Below are 17,542 nucleotides of genomic sequence, written 5' to 3'. Positions count from 1 at the left end.
CGGAGGCCCATCAGCGCCGAGCTTGAATGCCGCAACACGCGGGAAGCCGTACGCTTACCCTAGATCTGGTAAGTTGCAAATTCCGCGATGCCTTCGGCGCATCGGCACGTCCCGCTTATGTGAATTGGCTGCACCTGCAGCGCGGTGCGGCGCTTGGCTATCGCCGGGCGGATCAGATGCCGCTTTTTCTGGAAGTCTATCTTGATGCACCGATCGAACACCTGGTCGCAGGCGCACTCGGACGGCCGGTTGCCCGCGATGCGATTGTCGAGATCGGCAATTTCGCTGCCGACAGCGCGCCGGCCATGCTCGCCCTGTGGGTTACTGCCGCCAACGACCTGGGAGGATGCAGCGAGGTCGCCGTCGCCACGCTGACTGCGCCTGTGCGGCGGATGTTCGTCCGGATCGGGTTGCCGATTGTCGAGATCGCGCCGGCACGGGCTGAGCGGCTTGGCGCGGTCGCGGCAGAATGGGGCAGCTATTACGACCATGATCCGATCGTTTGCGCCGGCGTGATCGCCGAGGGGCAGGCCGCCATTGCCGCCTTCCTGGATCGCCGCACCCGGAGCACGGCTGCATGACGGTGCTTTTGGACGCTTTGCAAGCCCAGGCGCGTCGACATCCGGAGAGGGCCGCACTCGATCCGATCGGACGGGGGCCGATCCTATGGGGCGAGCTTCCCTTGCTGGTAAGCCAACGCGCTGAGGCGCTGGCCGCGCAGTTTGATCCGGCCCGGCCGGTTGCGCTGCAACTCGATTACTCGCCCGAAGCGGCCGTGCTGGAACTGGCGCTGCTGGAGGCCGGAATTCCCGCTCTTTGCCTGCCCGCGTTTTTCACGCAGGCGCAGCGCGATCATGCCTTGTCGGTTTGCGGCGCGCAGGTGCTTCTGGAAACCCCTGCAATGGGAGCACATGCGCGTCGTACCGCGCCGCCCTCTCTGCCCGGAGGGACGGCGCGGATCTCTTTCACCTCGGGTTCCACGGGGACGCCCAAAGGGCTGTGCCTTTCAGCGGAGCACATGCTGACCGTGGCACGCTCGGTCGTGGACGCAGTGGGCAGCGAGCACGCAGGCCGGCACCTGGCGGTCCTGCCGCCCGGCATTCTGCTCGAGACCATCGCGGGTTTCTTCGCCACGATGCTGGCCGGTGGCACATGGGTTTGCCCGGCGCAGGCGCAGATCGGCCTGGCCGACCCGTTTCGCCCCGATTTCGGCCGGATGCTGGAGGTCATCGCGGCGCAACGGATCACTTCGCTGATCCTCGTCCCGGAATACCTTGCGGGACTGGTCGCGGTGCTGTCGGCCAGCGGATCGCGGTTGCCGGACCTCACGCTGGTTGCGGTGGGCGGGGCGCATGTGCCGCCAGCGCTGATCGCGCGGGCGCGCGATGTGGGCCTGCCGGTGCGACAGGGCTATGGCCTGACCGAATGCGCATCGGTGGTCAGTCTTGAAAGGGGCGCCGGCGATCCCCCGGGATCGGTAGGGCCGCCGCTCGGGCATGTGCGCGCCCATGTCGCCGCCGATGGCGAGATCGTGCTCGAGGGCCCGATGTTCCTGGGCACGGTGGGCGAGCCGCGCGCGCCGGGGCCACTGCATACCGGGGATGTCGGCAAGATCGACGATGAGGGCCGGATCTGGCTCTCGGGCCGCAAGTCCAACCAGCTCGTCACCAGCTTTGGTCGCAATGTTTCGCCTGAATGGGTCGAGGCCGCGCTGCTGGCGCAGCCGGATATTGCCCAGGCAATGGTCCATGGTGATGGCAGGCCTTCGCCCGAGGCGCTGATCGTGCCAGCGCAACCTCAAGCGGATATCGCCAATGCCGTGGCTGCCGCCAATGCGACGCTGCCCGCCTATGCCCAGGTCGCGGCGTGGCGTGAGGTGGCGCACTTCACGCCCCTCAACGGCATGCTGACCGGCAACGGCCGCCTTCGCCGCAAGGCGATCGCTGCCGCCTTGCTCGATCGCGAGCCCGCCTTCATTCACCAGCTCGAAGCGGCAACCGTGCGCCAGCGGCTGACCTTTCTGGCCATACCGCAGGTGCGCGCGGGATTGGCCGGGGCGATCGGGCTGCAAACCTATCGCGATTACCTGGCCCAGGCCTGGCATCATGTGCGCCACACGGTGCCCCTGCTCAAGGCTGCCCGCGCCCGGCTGTCTCACCGTGCCGACCTGGCCCACGCGCTCGATGCCTACATCGTCGAGGAAGATGGGCACGATGAGTGGATTCTGGCGGACATCCGCGCGGCGGGGGGCGATGCGGACAGCGTGCGCGCCAGCCGGCCCGCACCGGCGACGGCGGCGATGGTGGCGCATGCCTACGACCGGATCGATAACGGCAATCCGGTGTCCTTCTTCGGTATGGTCTATGTCCTCGAAAGCGTCAGCGTGGCGCTGGCGCAACGGGGAGCCTCGGCCGTGGCCGAGCGGCTGGGCTTGCCACCGCAAGCCTTCACCTATCTCACCTCGCACGGCGCGCTCGACCTGGATCACATGCACTTCTTCACCGACCTGGTGAACCGGCTGGACGATCCGGGCGACCGCGCCGCCATCATCGGCATGGCGCAGGACATGTTCTGCCTGTTCGGCAACGTCTTCGCCTCGATCGACCTGGAGGCCCTCGATGTCGCGGCTTGACGGAAAACGGGTTGCCATCACCGGCGCTGCCGGCGGCATCGGCGCGCCCGTGGCGCGGCTGCTGGCCGAAGCCGGTGCGCATGTCGTGGGCATAGACCGTGTCGAATGCGCCGAGTGCCAGGAAACCATCGTGACCGATCTGTCCGACGATGTCGCCCTGGGCCTTCTCGGCGACCGGCTTGCCAGCGACACGCCCGATGTGCTGGTCAATATCGCCGGTGTCATGCGTTTCGGGCTCCACGAAAGCCAACCGGTAGAGGCTCTGGCCCTGTGCTATCGGGTGAACCTCCTGGTGCCGGCAGTGCTTGCGCGTGCCGTGGCCCCGTCCATGCGCGCGCGCGGCTCGGGACAGATCGTCAACATCGGCTCGGTGCTGGGCGCGATCCCCTATCCTTGGTTCACGGCCTATTCGAGCAGCAAGGCCGGGCTTGCCGCCCTGTCGCAAGGGCTGCGGCGCGAACTGATGGGTTCGGGCGTGAGCGTGACCCACGTCAACCCGCGCGCCGCCAAGACCGCTTTCAACAACGCCGAGGTGAACCGCTTTCTCGATGCCACCGGCATGAAGGCGGATGATCCGGCCGCCGTCGCGCGGCGCATCGCGAAGGCCATATTGGACCGCGAAGAAACCGTCTCGATTGGCCTGATGGAGCGGGTTTATGCGATGCTCAACGCCATTTCTCCAAAGCTTGTCGACAATGGGCTGAAGAGCCAGATCGGGCGCGCTCGCGCCGAATTTTTCTGAGAGGAGCGATCCCATGGAACCGAGAAACCCGCTTTTCGCGGCCCTGATAGCGGTGCTTGCGGCCACTGCGCCTACGGCTGCCCAGGCCGGCATGACCGAGGATGTGAAGGCGATCAACGATGGCTGGGCACACATCTCCTATGAGGTGCACGGGTCCAGCACCCAGACGGTGGCGCTCGATCGCCTGGCCGTTCAGGCCGAAGCGCTGGTCAGGCGTTATCCCAATCAGGCCGAACCGCTGCTGTGGCAGGGTATCGTCGTGAGCGAACAGGCCAATCGTGCCAACATCTTCCATAAGCTGGGCCTCGCCACCCGCGCCCGCGATATCATCGCGCATGCTTATGCCCTCAATCCGCGCGCTGGCAACGGCGGGGCGGCCATGAGCCTTGGCGTCCTCTATTACAAAGTGCCAGGTTCCCCGATCGGCTTCGGGGACAAGGACCGGGCAAACCGGCTGCTGCGCGAGGCGGTGGGGCTGAACCCCAATGGCCTAGATGCGAACTATTTCTACGGCGACTTCCTGCTCGACCAGGGCGACAAGGCCGGTGCCCGCGCCTATCTGCAAAAAGCGTTGCGCGCCCCTTCCGACCCGACAAGACCGGCATGGGACGCCGGGCGGCGGCGGGAAGTCCAGGCACTGCTTGCCCAGGCCCGTTGATGCACGTCGCCCGGCGGGTTGCCGAACAGCTTGCCCGTCCCACGGGCATCGCCGGGCGGATGCTGGGCCACGTCATGGACATCGCCAATCGCCGCCCCACCCGGATGGCGCTCGACCTGCTTGAGCCCCGACCAGGCGAGCGCATACTCGATGCCGGGTGCGGCAGCGGCGCGGCCCTTGCCGAATTGCTTCACCGGGCTCCGGTCCGGTCGGTAGGGCTCGATCCGTCACCCACCATGCTGAACCTTGCGCGCCGCCGCCTCGGCCCCGGCGCACAGTTGCATGGGACAACCATCGAAGCGATGCCGTTTATGGATGGCGCGTTCGACGCGGCCATTGCCCTCAATGTCCTCTATTTCTGTGGCGATGATGCCGCGATGGTCGCGCAGATCCACCGTGTGTTGCGTCCTGGCGGCAGACTTGTGGCCTATATCACCCATCGCGACAGCATGGAGGCCTGGTCCTTCGCGCGCGAAGGCGTGCATCGCCTTTACGATCAGGACGAATTGCGCAGCCTGATCGTTGCCGGCGGTTTCGCTCAGAGGCGCGTTCGGGTGCATGAGCGCGCGATCACCAACTCGATCCGGGGGCTATTCGCCGTGGCCGTAAAGGACGACTGAGCGGAGCCGGGCGCCGATTGCCCGCCCTCGTGGCGACCTAGCTCACCTTTCCGGTATGCGCTGGTGGGCATATGGCGTCCCGGTCCTCGGCATGAGGCGACGGTGACAGCTCTGGTTGCTCCAGAACGCATTCTGTCCTTGCCTTCGCCGTTACCCGCGATAGGCGCGTATGATGATAAGCATTTCCTGGGACCAGCCCGCGACACTGATCGATCTGGATGGCAAGACGCCGGTCATAGGATCGATCCTCGAATGCGTGAAACACTTCTCGCTGTTCAAGCCCTTCGCCAAGGAACAGGCGCGCATTCTGCTGACGCGGCCCGTGTTCCGCGAAGGCCGCAGGACGCGTACCTGGATTCTCAATCCCGATGAGATCCAAAGACTGGTCGAGCGCCTGGAGGCCGAGATCAAGGCGGCCCAATAGGCCTCTCGCGCTACAAGAAATGCGATGTCCTGAGCGGCTATGCCCGTCCGGCTGAATTGTTCAAAGATCGTGCCGTAGAGGGAACCTGTCGGCTGGGCTGGTCGGGCGCATCCCGTTCGGGGGATGGCGTCGACGCGCGGCCTTGTCCCCTCTTGCTGGTATGGCCCAATCCGGTTCGGCCGGGCAGGCATCGTCAGGATGGAGGCAACCGGGAGCTTAGTCAGTGGCAGAAATGGATTTCACTCATGACCCCGCGCTGGGCAGCTGGGTGCCGGGAGCAACCGGGCACCCTGACTTTCCGATCCAGAACCTTCCCTTCGGGATATTCGCATCATCCAGGACGGTTGAGAGGCGGATAGGGATCGCCATCGGCGATCACATTCTGGATCTGGCGGCGGTTGCCATGCTGTTGCCCGATGGCGTTCGAGCCATGGTGGGCGCGGGGGAGGCGCTCGCCCTGAACGCCCTGTTCGCGCACGGACCCGTCGCGATGATCCGGCTGCGCCAGGAAATCGCCCGATTGCTGAGCGATGCGGCCCACGAACAGGCGGTTCGCCCGGCACTCTATCCTGCACGCGAATGCGTCATGCATTTGCCGTTCGCTATCGGCGACGACACCGATTTCTACACCGGCATCCGCCATGCCGAAAACGTGGGGCGGCTGCTGCGCCCGGACAATCCGCTGTTGCCCAACTACAAGTACGTGCCGATCGGCTACCATGGCCGGGCTTCGTCCATCCGCTTGTCTGAAGTGGATGTGCGGCGGCCGTCAGGGCAGTTCAAGGCCCCCGATGCCGGTGAACCCGTATTTGCGCCGACTGCGCGGCTCGATTACGAGCTGGAGATGGGTATCTGGATCGGCTAGGGCAACGATCTGGGAACGCCAGTGCCGATCGCTGCCACGGGCGACCGGATCGCGGGGTTCTCGCTGCTGAACGACTGGTCTGCGCGGGACGTGCAGGCGTGGGAATATCAGCCACTCGGCCCGTTCCTGGCCAAGAATTTCCAGTCCAACGTGTCGCCCTGGGTCATCACGGCCGCAGCGCTGGCGCCGTTTCGCGTGGCGCAACCGGCTCGCCCGACGGGCGATCCCGCTCCGCTCGGCTATCTGCACGATGATGGCGATCAGGCGCGCGGCGCCTTCGCCGTGACCATGGAGGTGTTGCTCTCGACCGGATGCGCGACAGCGGATCGCCGCCGGTCCGGCTTAGTTCGGGTTCGATGACGAACATGTACTGGACCGCTGCACAGCTGGTGGCGCACCATGCCCGCAACGGTTGCCACCTTGCGCCGGGCGATCTGCTGGGGACCGGCACCCTGTCCGGCGATGCGCTGGGAACCTGGGGGAGCCTGATGGAAATCACGCGCGGCGGTCGTGAACCGCTGGACTTGCCCAGCGGCGAACGGCGCACTTTCCTGGAGGATGGCGACGAATTGCTGATGACCGCCTATGCGCAGCGCGATGGCTTTGCGCGTATCGGTTTCGGTGAATGCCGGGCGAGGGTGCTGCCGGCACTGTCCGTCCGCCGGCGTCAGGATCAGGTCATAGCTGCGGAAGGTTTCGCCATAGGCGCGCGCGACCATGTTCATCATGCCCAGCGCCTGGTCGAATTCCACCGCCGACACGTCCCGCATGTCGCGCCAGGCGGCGAGGACGTGCGGCTCCAGCATGGTGTCGTCGATTGGCCGGCCGGTCATGGCGGACAGTGCCTCCACCGCGCCGCGCAGACCCGTCGCCAAGATCCGGGCGAAGGCGGGCAGCATCGCCTCGTGGTCGAAAACCACGGAGGCTTCCTCGACCACGTGGCCGGCTTCCTCGCAAAGCCGCGCCACGTCGTGCATGGCCGCGACGACTTCGGGCGAGAGCGTGGTGGGCGGAAACCGCGGCTCCAGATCCAGCGCGATGCGCAGGCGGCGCGGCGTTTCGCGCATACGGTCCAGGTAAGAGCCGGCGATGCGGGGGGTGTAGCACCAGGCGCCCGCGTCGGGACCGGCGGTCCAGTCCAGCATCGCCGCGGTGTCGCGCACGCTGCGCGAGACGATATGTTCGCAGGCCAGGCCATTGAGGGCCAGCGCCTCGTGGGGGCCGACGGGGTTGAGGTTGCGGCTGGGCTTCAGGCCGACCAGCCCGCAGGCCGATGCCGGCCAGCGGATCGACCCGCCGCCGTCATTGGCATGGGCGATCGGGACCATGCCCGAGGCCACTGCCGCAGCGGCCCCGCCCGACGATCCCCCGGCGGTGCGCGAGGGGTCCCACGGGTTGCGGGTCGGGCCGTACAGCAGCGGTTCGGTGGTGCAGCTTGAGCCGAGTTCGGGAATGTTGGTGCGGCCCAGCACGGTGACCCCGGTCTGGCGGAAGCGGTTGACCAGTTCGGAAGCGACCGGCGGCGCCTTGAGGCCACGGGCGATGCGGCTGCCCAGTTCGAAGGTTGCGCCGGCATCGTGCGAGCCGATGTCCTTGAGCAGGAAGGGCACTCCGGCGAAGGGGGCGTGGCTGTCTGGCTTGATCGCCGTAAGCGGGGCTTGGTCGTATACCTCGATGACGGCGTTGAGGTCCGGGTTGACCGCTGCGATGGCGCGCAGGCCGGCGTCGGCGGCTTCCCGCGCGGATATTTCGCCCGTCCTGACCAGCTCACCCAGACCGACACCGTCCAGTGACGCATAGGTGGCAAGGTCCATGGGTGATCTCCCCGCTAGCGCAAACAACCTGCGTTGGTCAGCCGATGCGGCGCGACGGCGTTACCGGCTCCCGACTGCCCGATCGCTTGTGCCAGAATTCCCCTGCGGCGCCGTCATCCTATCGGGTGACGGGCCTGGCCGGCACCGTACGCCCTTGCGCGAACGCCTATTCCTCAAGGTCCGACTGGAAGCGGCGCACCGCCGAAAAATAGCGCAGGAACAACTCGTTCTGGCTTGATATGCCGAGCTTTGCATAGGCCCGCTTGCGGTGGGTGGCCACTGTGTTGACCGAGATCATGCAGTTGAGGCCGATCGCCTCTGTCGAATAGCCCATGATGATCCCGGCGCAGATTTCGGCCTCGCGGTGGCTCAGCTTGCCGGGGCCTTCCATCAGCACTTCGCGCAGGTATTCCAACGTGCGTTGCCGCAGCTTGCCGGGCATGTTGGCGGGGGCATGGACGAAGCTCAGCCGCGCCGGATCGGACGTCCTGACCGCGATTTCGCTGTGACGGTGCAGGGCCTTGACCATGAAGCCTGCCACCACCCGCATGATATCGAGTTCGTGCTCGCCGAAATCGCTGTTGGTGCGGCGGCGATAGAAGCTGACGTAGTAAAGGGTGCCACGGACCGTCGCCAGGACGACAAGCTCGTGGGACAGGGCGGGGCCTTCCTAGCAGTGCTTGCGATAATCGGCGTCGAAGATCTCGTTCGCGTCGGTGGTTTTCTTGCGCAAGTTCGGATCATTGTCGCCAATCGGCTTGACGCTGCAAACGCCAAGGCAGTCGCATGATAATGATCAAAATCTTGATTTTTGCATAGATATCGCACATATCTGTCGCAGGAGGAGATGGCCCTATGGCCGCAACCGCGCATTCCAGTACGCCCGCCAAAACATCCCTCGGGGCCAAGGCTCTTGCTCGCAAGGATCTGACCGGGCCGGCGCTCCGCACGTTCTTCCGCATTGCCGATGCTTGGGGCCTCAAGGAGGCGGAGCAGATGAAGCTCCTAGGGCTCGACAATCGTTCCACCTTCCAGACGTGGAAGCGCGGGGCGGTGGCGGCGATCCCCAAGGATGCGCTGGAGCGAATTTCCTATGTCATGGGCATCTACAAGGGACTGCAGATGCTGCTGCCGCGCACGGCGGACGAATGGGTGCGCAAGCCCAATGATGCGCCGCTGTTCGGCGGGCGCCCGGCGATCGCGCGGATGACTTCGGGCAATGTCGCCGATCTCTATGTCGTGCGGCAGTATATCGACGCGCAGCGCGGCTGATGGAGGCCATCCCCGTCGCACCGGTGCGCTGGCACCCGTGCTATCGCATCGTCGCGAGCCGTTTTCCGCCGATCTCGCTGTTCGAGAATGTCGCCGATCCGGCCGATCTCGACGCGGTCCACGCGATCGAGGCGATGACCAACGATCGCCTGCGCGACGAAGTGGGTGACCTCGCGCTGGTGCCGCCCGAGTACCGCGTGTCCGGCCCCGGCACCTCGGCAATCATGGCCGCCTTCACCCACCTCAACCCTGAAGGCAGCCGGTTTTCCGATGGCAGCTTTGGCCTGTTCTATGCCGGTAATACGGTCGAGACAGCGGTCGCCGAAACCCGCCACCACCGTAGCCGCTTCATGGCTCGCACCCGCGAACTCGCGCAGGAACTCGACATGCGCGTCTACGCGGTCGACCTCGACGCCACGCTGCACGACATCCGCGCCTTGCACGAGGATCCACCCGCCCTCTACGCGCCGGATGACTGCGCGGCCGGGCAGGCGTTGGCCCGCAGCCTGCGCGCGCGCGGCGCCGATGGCGTGGCCTATCGCAGTGTGCGCCATCCCGGCGGCGAATGCGCCGCAGTGTTCCGCCCGCGGCTTCTCAGCCAGTGCCGGCAGGAACGGCACTTGTGCTACGTCTGGGACGGGCGGGCCATCACGGCCGTCTATGAGAAGCGGGCGTTTGGGTAAGGGGTTCGCCTAATACGGCCCACTGTGCGCGGAGGGATCGCGTGATCCATCCGCTCCCCGCACTTGTTGGTCGTCCCTAGAAAGACGACGGGTGCACCTCACTCCATCTCGAGGATGATCGCGTCCACGGCCAGGCTCTCGCCCGCCTTGGCGTTCACCGACTTGATGACGCCGGCCTTTTCCGCGCGCAGGATGTTTTCCATCTTCATGGCTTCCACCACGGCGAGCGGCTGGCCGCTTTCCACCTTGTCGCCTTCCTGCACGTGCAGGGCGACGAGCAGGCCGGGCATCGGGCAGATCAGGTACCTGGAAAGATCCGGCGGGGTCTTTTCCAGCATGTGCTGCGACAGATAGGCAACGCGGGTGGGCAGGCAGTCCACCTTGTGGATCGCGCCGCGCGTGGTCATCTTGAAGCCGATGCGGGTATTGGCGATCTTGATGCCGATGTCCTCGCCGTCGACTTCCGCTTCCAGGAAGGCGTCGCCCGGCGAATATTCGACTGCCAGGTCGACCGGCTTGCCATCGACGGTCACGCCGTTGCCCAGGATTTTCACCTGATAGGCGGTCTTGGCGATGGTCACGGTCCAGTCGTGCGGCGGATCCATCGGATCGGCGAGCTGGCCCGAGATGCGGCGGGCGCGGTCCGAACGCGCGGTCGACACGAAGCCGGCCACGGCGGCAAGCTTGACCTTGAGGTCGTCCGAAGCCGGCGTGCCGGTGAAACCTTCGGGATATTCCTCGGCGATGAAGCCGGTGGTCAGTTCGCCCGAACGGAAGCGCGGGTGCTGCATGATCGCACTGACGAAATCGATGTTGTGGCCAAGGCCCTCGATCTCGAACGCGTCCAGCGCAGCCACCTGAAGATCGGCAGCTTCATCGCGGGTCTTGCCCCAGGTGATCAGCTTGGCGATCATCGGATCGTAGAACATCGACACTTCGCCGCCTTCATAGACGCCATCGTCCACGCGCACGCCGTTGATGCCGCGACGGCCGTTGGCCGCGCCGTCTTCCTCCCAGCCGGCAACCGGCGGGCGATAGCGGGCAAGGCGACCGGTCGAAGGCAGGAAGCCGCGATAGGGGTCTTCGGCGTAGACGCGGTTCTCGATCGCCCAGCCGTCGATCTTGACGTCGTCCTGCGTCATTTCCAGCTTCTCGCCGGCGGCAACGCGGATCATCTGTTCGACCAGGTCGATGCCGGTGATGCACTCGGTCACCGGGTGCTCCACCTGCAGGCGGGTGTTCATCTCGAGGAAGTAGAAGCTCTCGCCCGTCGGGTCGGCACCCGAGACGATCAGTTCCACCGTGCCAGCCGAATAGTAACCCACCGCGCGCGACAGGGCGACGCACTGTTCGCCCATGGCCTTGCGCATCTTCTCGGTGACGAACGGCGAAGGCGCTTCCTCGACCACCTTCTGGTGGCGGCGCTGGATCGAGCATTCGCGCTCGTTCAGGTAAAGGATGTTGCCGTGCTTGTCGCCCAGGATCTGGATCTCGATATGGCGCGGGTTGAGGATGAACTTCTCGATGAACACGCGATCGTCACCGAACGAGTTCAGGCCCTCGCGCTTCACGCTTTCGAAGCCCTCGCGCACGTCCTTCTCGTCGTAGGCCAGGCGCATGCCCTTGCCGCCGCCGCCGGCCGAAGCCTTCATCATCACCGGATAGCCGATCTCGTTCGAGATGCGCACCGCGTGCTCGGTGTCCTCGATCTCGCCGACGAAGCCGGGGACGACGTTGACGCCCGCTGCCTTGGCCAGCTTCTTGGACTCGATCTTGTCACCCATCGCCGCGATCGCGCCGACGGGGGGGCCGATGAACTCGATGCCCTCTGCGGCCAGCGCCTCGGCGAACGAGGTGCGTTCGGAGAGGAAGCCATACCCCGGATGGACCGCTTCAGCGCCGGTCTGCTTGCAGGCGGCGATGATCTTGTCCGCAATCAGGTACGACTGCGCGGCGGGTGCCGGTCCGATATGCACGGCCTCGTCCGCCATCTGCACGAACGGCGCGCGGGCATCGGCGTCCGAATAGACGGCCACCGTCTGGATGCCCATGCGGCGCGCGGTCTTGATGACACGGCAGGCGATCTCGCCCCGGTTTGCGATGAGGATCTTCTTGAACATCGTAAAGTCGTGCCCCTAAGTCGTTTGTCCTAGGCAAAAAATGCTTGGCCCGTCGGTCACCTGAAACGCCGCTATCCGGCGCAAATCCCTGGAAAAGCGCAGTGGCTTAGAGCGGGATGTTGTCGTGCTTCTTCCAGGGGTTCTCGAGCTGCTTGGTGCGCAGCTTGCGAAGGCCCAGGGCGATGCGCTTGCGGGTGGAGTGCGGATAGATCACTTCGTCGATATAGCCGCGGCTGGCGGCGACGAACGGATTGGCGAAGCGGTCCTCGTATTCCTTGGTCGCTGCGGCCATGCCTTCCTCGTCCTGGCCGCGGAAGATGATCTCCACCGCGCCCTTGGCGCCCATCACCGCGATTTCGGCGGTCGGCCAAGCATAGTTGAGATCGCCGCGCAGGTGCTTCGAGCTCATGACGCAGTAGGCGCCGCCATAGGCCTTGCGGGTGATGACGGTGATCTTGGGCACGGTTGCCTCGGCATAGGCGAACAGCAGCTTGGCGCCGTGCTTGATGATGCCGTTGTGCTCCTGGTCGGTGCCCGGCAGGAAGCCCGGAACGTCCTCGAAGGTGAGGATCGGGATATTGAACGCATCGCAGAAGCGCACGAACCGCGCGGCCTTCTTCGACGAGTTGATGTCGAGCACGCCGGCCAGCACCATCGGCTGGTTGGCGACGATGCCCACGGTCTGGCCCTCGATGCGGCCGAAACCGATGATGACGTTGGCCGCGTGGCTGGGCTGCAGCTCGAAGAAGTCGCCCTCGTCCAGCAATTTGTGCAGCACTTCGTGCATGTCGTAGGGCTGATTGGCATTGGGCGGTACGATCGTGTCGAGGCTGGGCTCTTCGCGGTCGTAGGGATCGGCGCTCGGGCGGACCGGCGCGGCTTCGCGATTGTTGAGCGGCAGGTAGTCGAAGAAGTCACGCGCGGCGAGCAGCGCCTCGACGTCGTTCTCGAGCGCAAGGTCCGAAACCGAGGTCTTGGTCGAGTGGGTGATCGCGCCGCCCAGCTCTTCCTGCGTCACCACTTCGTTGGTCACCGTCTTGACCACGTCGGGGCCGGTGACGAACATGTACGAGCTGTCCTTCACCATGAAGATGAAGTCGGTCATCGCCGGCGAGTAGACCGCACCACCGGCGCAAGGGCCCATGATCATCGAGAGCTGCGGGACGACGCCCGAGGCCAGCACGTTGCGCTGGAACACTTCGGCATAACCGGCGAGCGCCGCGACGCCCTCCTGGATGCGCGCGCCGCCGGAATCGTTAAGACCGATCACCGGCGCGCCCACGCGCATCGCGGTGTCCATGATCTTGCAGATCTTCTGCGCGTGGCGGTTCGAGAGCGAGCCACCGAACACCGTGAAGTCCTGGCTGTAGACATAGACCAGGCGGCCGTTGATCGTGCCCGAACCGGTGACGACGCCGTCGCCCGGGATCTGCTTCGATTCCATGCCGAAGTCGATGCAGTCATGGTGCACGTAAAGGTCGGTTTCCTCGAAGCTGCCTTCGTCCAGCAGAACTTCAAGGCGTTCGCGCGCGGTCAGCTTGCCACGCGCGTGCTGCGCGTCGATGCGGGCCTGGCCGCCACCCATGCGGGCAGCGGAACGGCGCTTCTCCATTTCGGCGATATTGGCTGACATGAAGGGGTTCTTTGCGTTGCGATCGGATAGCGCCGCCAATGGGCCAGACCAGCACCTGTGTCCAATGCAATTCAGCAAATTTGCAAATCGCGACTTTGCAAACTACACATCGTGGATGGCTCAAAGGCGCTTATTTGCTGGACAGAACCTGCGGGCAATCCGCAGCGCACGCAACCTTTTGCAAAGTCAAATGGCCGCCTTGCTCCAGATCAGCCCGGCCTATCTCTCGCAGCTGGAGAATGACGATCGGCCGCTTTCCCCGGCGCTGATCGATCGATTGAACCAGAAGTTTCCGATCGAATGGCAGGATATCCTCCAGCGCGACGTCCTGCCGCTGCAAACACGATTGCAGCAAGCCTTGTCCACCCAAGGCGATCCCGACCCCGTCACCTCTACGCAGATCCGCCGGATTTCCGAGCAGTTCCCCGAATTTGCCGAGCAATTCATTCATCTCAATGCCCGCTATCATCAGGAACTGCAGCGGCTTTCGATGCTGGACGAAGCCGTAGGCGTCGACCAGTCCGCCGGCGGGCGCCTGCCCTGGGAGGAAGTGCGGGACTGGTTTCACAACGCCAACAACTACGTCGACATTCTCGATCAAGGCGCTGAAGACATTCACCGGGAAGTGTCGTTCAGGCGTTCCAGAATGGCGGTTCCGGAAATGACCGCCTGGCTGACGGCCCGCGACGTCCGGGTCGTCTATCAACCCGGCGCGCCGCTGCGCAAATGGGATGCCGATCGGCGCACCTTGACCCTCGATCCAATGCAAAGCCCCGAAACCATAAGGTTCCATCTTGCCTGGCAGATCTCCAGCATAGCCTTCAGCAAGCAGATCTCCGAAATTGCCGAAAGCTCGGGACTGCTGGGGCCGACGTCGCGCGATCTTCTGGAAGTGGGTCTTGGCAACTATGCCGCCGGCGCGATGATTCTGCCTTATCGCCAGTTCCGGGATCAGGCGCAGCGCTTTCGCCACGACGTCGACCGTCTGGCATGGGAGTTCAGCGCCTCGTTCGAGCAGGTCTGCCATCGCCTTTCGACCCTCCAGCGCCCGGGCGCGCGGGGCCTTCCGGTCTTCTTCTTTCGCATCGATTTGGCCGGCAACATAACGAAACGCCATTCGGCAACCCGGCTGCAGTTTGCCCGCTTCGGCGGATCATGCCCGCTCTGGGTCGCGCACGAAGCCGTGGCCGTGCCCGAACGCATCCATGTCCAACTGGCCGAGATGCCCGATGGCGTCCGCTATGTCTCGATGGCCCGAGGTATCGTCAAATCCTCCGGCTCATTCCAGCGCCTGCCACGGCGCTATGCCGTGTCCCTGGGCTGCGAAATCGAATTTGCCCGAGATTTTGTCTATGCCGACGGCATCAATCTGACCGCCGTGGATTCCGCGGTTTCGATCGGCGTCTCATGCCGGATTTGCCCGCGACTCAGCTGTGACCAGCGGGCATACCCGCCAAGCGACAGGAACATATCAATTAACGCGGACAGGCGCGGAATCGTGCCTTATGACATCGTGAATTAGGCAGCAAACTCATCGGGGCCCAGCCCGAGACGCAGCCCGAGGCGCAGCGAGCTGCCGGGCCAGCTCTGACACGATCGCGGCCCCCAATCGCGTGCGTACCGATTGCGGGGCCGCCCTGCCCGATATCCGCTGTGCGCAGGCCCTGCGCCAGCGTGTCGGCGATGGCGCGATCGAGCGCGTCAGCCGCCGGCGGGCAGATCGCCGGACGTAGGTTGGCGAAGAGGTCCATCTCGTTGCGCAGGCGCATGAACGCGACCTCGGGGCGCAAGTGGTGGCCAGGGCGATCTGATTGCGGCCTGACGCGACATGCGCCCAAGTCCTGACTGACCGATGATTTCAGAGCGCTTTGCTCAAGTCGAAGGGCGAGGAGAGCGGAGTAGGGATTGATTGGGCTGTCATGCCTATAATCAGCAATACCCCAACTCCAGCTCTTCGAAGCCTCGTATCACGCCTTGGAGGCAAATGGTTCGGCGACACGGCCATGTGCCGATGCCCTTGCCATGCGGACCGAACGCCTTCGCTTTCCATCCGACAAGGGGATCGAAGTATCCTGGTTACTTGCCACGCCGGTTGTCGGGCGACCGATGTTCTACGAGCGCTACGCCGGTTCGCGGATGTCCCATGGGTCGGTCCTACGACGCAGACAAGTCAGCGGCCCCGGACCGCGGCGGCATACCAAGGCATCTGGCAAGCGGGGAAGTCAATCGAGGGCACACTTGCCGAACGCTATGTCCGGGAAACGCGCAACATTCACGTGCCGCTGGAGGACCTTCGCTACCACCCGCGCTGTCCCAAAGGGCAGGGGCGGGACGTCCAGTTCAAACCAGCCTTGCTCGTCGCCATGCGCAAGGGCAGCGCCATCGTGGCGATCCAACGCATCTTTCTCGACCCCACCACCGCCGATTACACGGCAAAGCTCGTTCTGGGCCAGGCGATTGGCGCAGCCTGGACCAACGGTGCGCCAGCGAAAACCATCGGGATCTGCGAAGGGTTTGAAACTGCGGCCGCCTACACCGCGCTGACCGGCATCAAGGCCTGGGCGACAATGGGGGCCAAGCGGTTCCACCAGGTGGACATTCCGGTCAGCGTTGAACGCGTCATTCTCCTTGCCGACAAGGACCCCGAAGGACGCCGCGCCGAAGCCAAGGCACGCGATGTGCTGTGTCGTCGAGACCTCGCCATCGAAACCGAGTGGCCTCCCGGGCGCATGAATGACTGGGCGCAGCTCTTGAAGCGCTGAGGGGATGGGGGCTGCAGAAGATGTGATGCCGTTCGGCAGTAAGCCCCAGCCTATCTCCCGGAGACCTCCATGACCGCTACGATCTCACGCAGCATCGCCATTCTCGGTGCCGCGCGCACTCTTGCCGCCAAGCTGCTGCTTGCCAGCCCGATCGACCGGGCCGCGCTCACCAAAGCCACGACCAAAATTGACAAACTTTGCCAATCTTTGCTATTCTCTCGGCCTTGGAGGTTGCCATGGCTACGATGAACATCTCACTGCCCGACCCTATGAAGCAATGGGTGGAGGCGCAAGCTGACACCGGCCGGTATAGCAATGCCAGTGACTATGTGCGCGATCTTATCCGTCGAGACCAGGAGCGCGCCGACAAGGTTGCTGCCATGCAGCGCCTTGTTGATGAGGCCCGCGCTAGCGGTCTGAGCGACGAGACGATGGCGGACATCCGTGCGCGGGCGATCAGCCAGGCTGGCTTGCAAGCCTGACCGTGCCCCGCTTCCGCTTAACACGCGCCGCAGTAGATGATCTGACAGCCATTTTTCTCGAGGGCATCGAGCAGTTCGGTCTGCTTCAGGCTGACGCGTATCGCGAAGGGTTGAGCGCAATTTTCGCGTTTCTCGCAGACTATCCTCATGCGGCACGCTTGCGCGAGGAGATCTCCCCGCCTGTCCGCGTGCATCCCTACAAGGCCCATCTCGTGATTTATGATGTGGGAGATGAGGACGAGGTCATCATTCTGCGTGTCCGGCATGGTCGGGAAGATTGGATATCCTCGAATTTCGATGGCTAGGTGTTTGCTCCCAGCATGTGATGGCCGGGTCCGGCATCAATGCCAACGGGTAGCAAAGGCGATCTGTTCGCTGCCTGAAGCGGTATGCGTGCAAATGCTGAGTGACCGATGATTCCAGAGCGCTTCGTTCAGGCCCAAGGGGCGAGGAGGGCGGAGTAGGGATTGATTGGGTTGTCATGCCTATAGTCAGCAATATCCCAACTCCGGTTCTTCGTTCCGTCGAGACCGCGCCATCGAAACCGAATGGCCTCCCGGGCGCATGAATGACTGGGCGCAGCTCCTGAAGCGCTGAGGGGAGGGGGGCTGCAGAGGATGTGCCGCCGTTCGGCAGCAAAGCCCAGCCTATCTCCCGGAGACCTCCATGACCACTACGATCTCACGCAGCAACGCCATTCTCGGTGCCGCGCGCACTCTCGCCGCCAAGTTGCTGCTCGCCATCCCGATTGACCGGGCCGCGCTCACCCAGGCCATGACTGAATGACATACCGGCTGACGCCGGTAGGATCATGCGGAGGGGCTGAAGCCGTTCA

Annotated in this window: 17 protein-coding genes and 2 pseudogenes; 15 read left to right on the top strand and 4 right to left on the bottom strand. The window is 64.5% G+C overall.

Translation table 11 applies throughout. From position 1 onward, the window contains the following. Positions 1 to 26 precede the first annotated feature (26 nt). The 7 genes and pseudogenes from IE122_RS16925 to fahA all read left to right on the top strand — a co-directional run. Positions 27 to 581 (top strand): thermostable hemolysin, encoded by a 555-nt coding sequence (locus IE122_RS16925; RefSeq protein ID WP_189622432.1) that lies wholly within the window; start codon positions 27 to 29, stop codon positions 579 to 581. Continuing rightward, complete coding sequence (locus IE122_RS16920; RefSeq protein ID WP_189622431.1) at positions 578 to 2,632, top strand: AMP-binding protein; 2,055 nt, start codon at positions 578 to 580, stop codon at positions 2,630 to 2,632. The genes IE122_RS16925 and IE122_RS16920 overlap by 4 nt, the downstream gene beginning before the upstream one ends. Next, entirely contained in the window at positions 2,619 to 3,374 is a 756-nt protein-coding gene (locus tag IE122_RS16915; protein ID WP_189622430.1) for an SDR family NAD(P)-dependent oxidoreductase, read from the top strand. The genes IE122_RS16920 and IE122_RS16915 overlap by 14 nt, the downstream gene beginning before the upstream one ends. A gap of 91 nt (positions 3,375 to 3,465) precedes the next feature. Beyond that, positions 3,466 to 4,032: a tetratricopeptide repeat protein gene (locus IE122_RS16910; RefSeq protein WP_229814339.1), complete on the top strand. Its 567-nt coding sequence runs from the start codon at positions 3,466 to 3,468 to the stop codon at positions 4,030 to 4,032. Beyond that, a complete protein-coding gene (locus IE122_RS16905; RefSeq protein WP_189622428.1) occupies positions 4,032 to 4,652 on the top strand; it encodes a class I SAM-dependent methyltransferase in 621 nt (206 codons plus the stop codon). Before IE122_RS16910 ends, IE122_RS16905 begins: the two co-directional genes overlap by 1 nt. A 172-nt stretch (positions 4,653 to 4,824) precedes the next feature. Beyond that, a complete protein-coding gene (locus tag IE122_RS16900; RefSeq protein ID WP_189622427.1) occupies positions 4,825 to 5,076 on the top strand; it encodes a hypothetical protein in 252 nt (83 codons plus the stop codon). A gap of 232 nt (positions 5,077 to 5,308) precedes the next feature. Beyond that, positions 5,309 to 6,591, top strand: a pseudogene (gene fahA, locus IE122_RS16895) (fumarylacetoacetase); the annotation flags it as partial. Positions 6,592 to 6,612: 21 nt separating this feature from the next. Here fahA and IE122_RS16890 read toward each other — a convergent pair. Both IE122_RS16890 and IE122_RS16885 read right to left on the bottom strand, forming a co-directional pair. Then, a pseudogene (locus IE122_RS16890) lies at positions 6,613 to 7,755 on the bottom strand (amidase); the annotation flags it as partial. Positions 7,756 to 7,921: 166 nt separating this feature from the next. Then, positions 7,922 to 8,197: a helix-turn-helix transcriptional regulator gene (locus tag IE122_RS16885; RefSeq protein ID WP_189622426.1), complete on the bottom strand. Its 276-nt coding sequence runs from the start codon at positions 8,195 to 8,197 to the stop codon at positions 7,922 to 7,924. Positions 8,198 to 8,209: 12 nt separating this feature from the next. Here IE122_RS16885 and IE122_RS16880 point away from each other — a divergent pair, with 12 nt between their 5' ends. The 3 genes from IE122_RS16880 to IE122_RS16870 all read left to right on the top strand — a co-directional run bounded on the left by IE122_RS16880 (position 8,210) and on the right by IE122_RS16870 (position 9,710). Further along, positions 8,210 to 8,545, top strand: coding sequence for a hypothetical protein (locus IE122_RS16880; protein WP_189622425.1), 336 nt, complete (start codon positions 8,210 to 8,212; stop codon positions 8,543 to 8,545). A 65-nt stretch (positions 8,546 to 8,610) separates the two neighbouring features. Next, entirely contained in the window at positions 8,611 to 9,027 is a 417-nt protein-coding gene (locus IE122_RS16875) for an antitoxin Xre-like helix-turn-helix domain-containing protein (RefSeq protein WP_189622424.1), read from the top strand. Further along, a complete protein-coding gene (locus IE122_RS16870; protein ID WP_189622423.1) occupies positions 9,027 to 9,710 on the top strand; it encodes an RES family NAD+ phosphorylase in 684 nt (227 codons plus the stop codon). Before IE122_RS16875 ends, IE122_RS16870 begins: the two co-directional genes overlap by 1 nt. A 98-nt stretch (positions 9,711 to 9,808) precedes the next feature. Here IE122_RS16870 and IE122_RS16865 read toward each other — a convergent pair whose 3' ends face one another. Beyond that, positions 9,809 to 11,830 carry an acetyl-CoA carboxylase biotin carboxylase subunit gene (locus IE122_RS16865; protein ID WP_189622422.1) on the bottom strand — a complete coding sequence of 674 codons (2,022 nt, stop codon included), beginning with the start codon at positions 11,828 to 11,830 and terminating at the stop codon, positions 9,809 to 9,811. Positions 11,831 to 11,936: 106 nt separating this feature from the next. Beyond that, positions 11,937 to 13,463, bottom strand: a complete 1,527-nt coding sequence (locus IE122_RS16860) for an acyl-CoA carboxylase subunit beta (RefSeq protein WP_189622421.1) — start codon at positions 13,461 to 13,463, stop codon at positions 11,937 to 11,939. On the opposite strand from IE122_RS16860, the gene IE122_RS16855 reads away from it, so the two are divergent. The 5 genes from IE122_RS16855 to IE122_RS16835 all read left to right on the top strand — a co-directional run bounded on the left by IE122_RS16855 (position 13,462) and on the right by IE122_RS16835 (position 17,012). Further along, positions 13,462 to 14,985 (top strand): helix-turn-helix domain-containing protein, encoded by a 1,524-nt coding sequence (locus IE122_RS16855; RefSeq protein WP_308430426.1) that lies wholly within the window; start codon positions 13,462 to 13,464, stop codon positions 14,983 to 14,985. The two genes, IE122_RS16860 and IE122_RS16855, sit on opposite strands and share 2 nt — an antisense overlap. Positions 14,986 to 15,382: 397 nt before the next feature. After that, the gene (locus IE122_RS18645) at positions 15,383 to 16,225 is read left to right on the top strand and encodes a DUF7146 domain-containing protein (RefSeq protein WP_189622433.1); all 843 of its coding nucleotides are present in this window, start codon (positions 15,383 to 15,385) and stop codon (positions 16,223 to 16,225) included. A 69-nt stretch (positions 16,226 to 16,294) separates the two neighbouring features. Further along, complete coding sequence (locus tag IE122_RS16845; protein WP_189622420.1) at positions 16,295 to 16,474, top strand: hypothetical protein; 180 nt, start codon at positions 16,295 to 16,297, stop codon at positions 16,472 to 16,474. Then, entirely contained in the window at positions 16,462 to 16,707 is a 246-nt protein-coding gene (locus tag IE122_RS16840) for a type II toxin-antitoxin system ParD family antitoxin (RefSeq protein WP_176593440.1), read from the top strand. Before IE122_RS16845 ends, IE122_RS16840 begins: the two co-directional genes overlap by 13 nt. A 2-nt stretch (positions 16,708 to 16,709) precedes the next feature. Continuing rightward, entirely contained in the window at positions 16,710 to 17,012 is a 303-nt protein-coding gene (locus IE122_RS16835; protein WP_189622419.1) for a type II toxin-antitoxin system RelE/ParE family toxin, read from the top strand. Positions 17,013 to 17,542 lie beyond the last annotated feature (530 nt).

Source organism: Novosphingobium colocasiae (genome assembly GCF_014652555.1).
Taxonomy (GTDB): domain Bacteria; phylum Pseudomonadota; class Alphaproteobacteria; order Sphingomonadales; family Sphingomonadaceae; genus Novosphingobium; species Novosphingobium colocasiae.
Note: the sequence above shows the minus strand (reverse complement) of the source record. Positions and strands in the feature narration are given on the sequence as shown.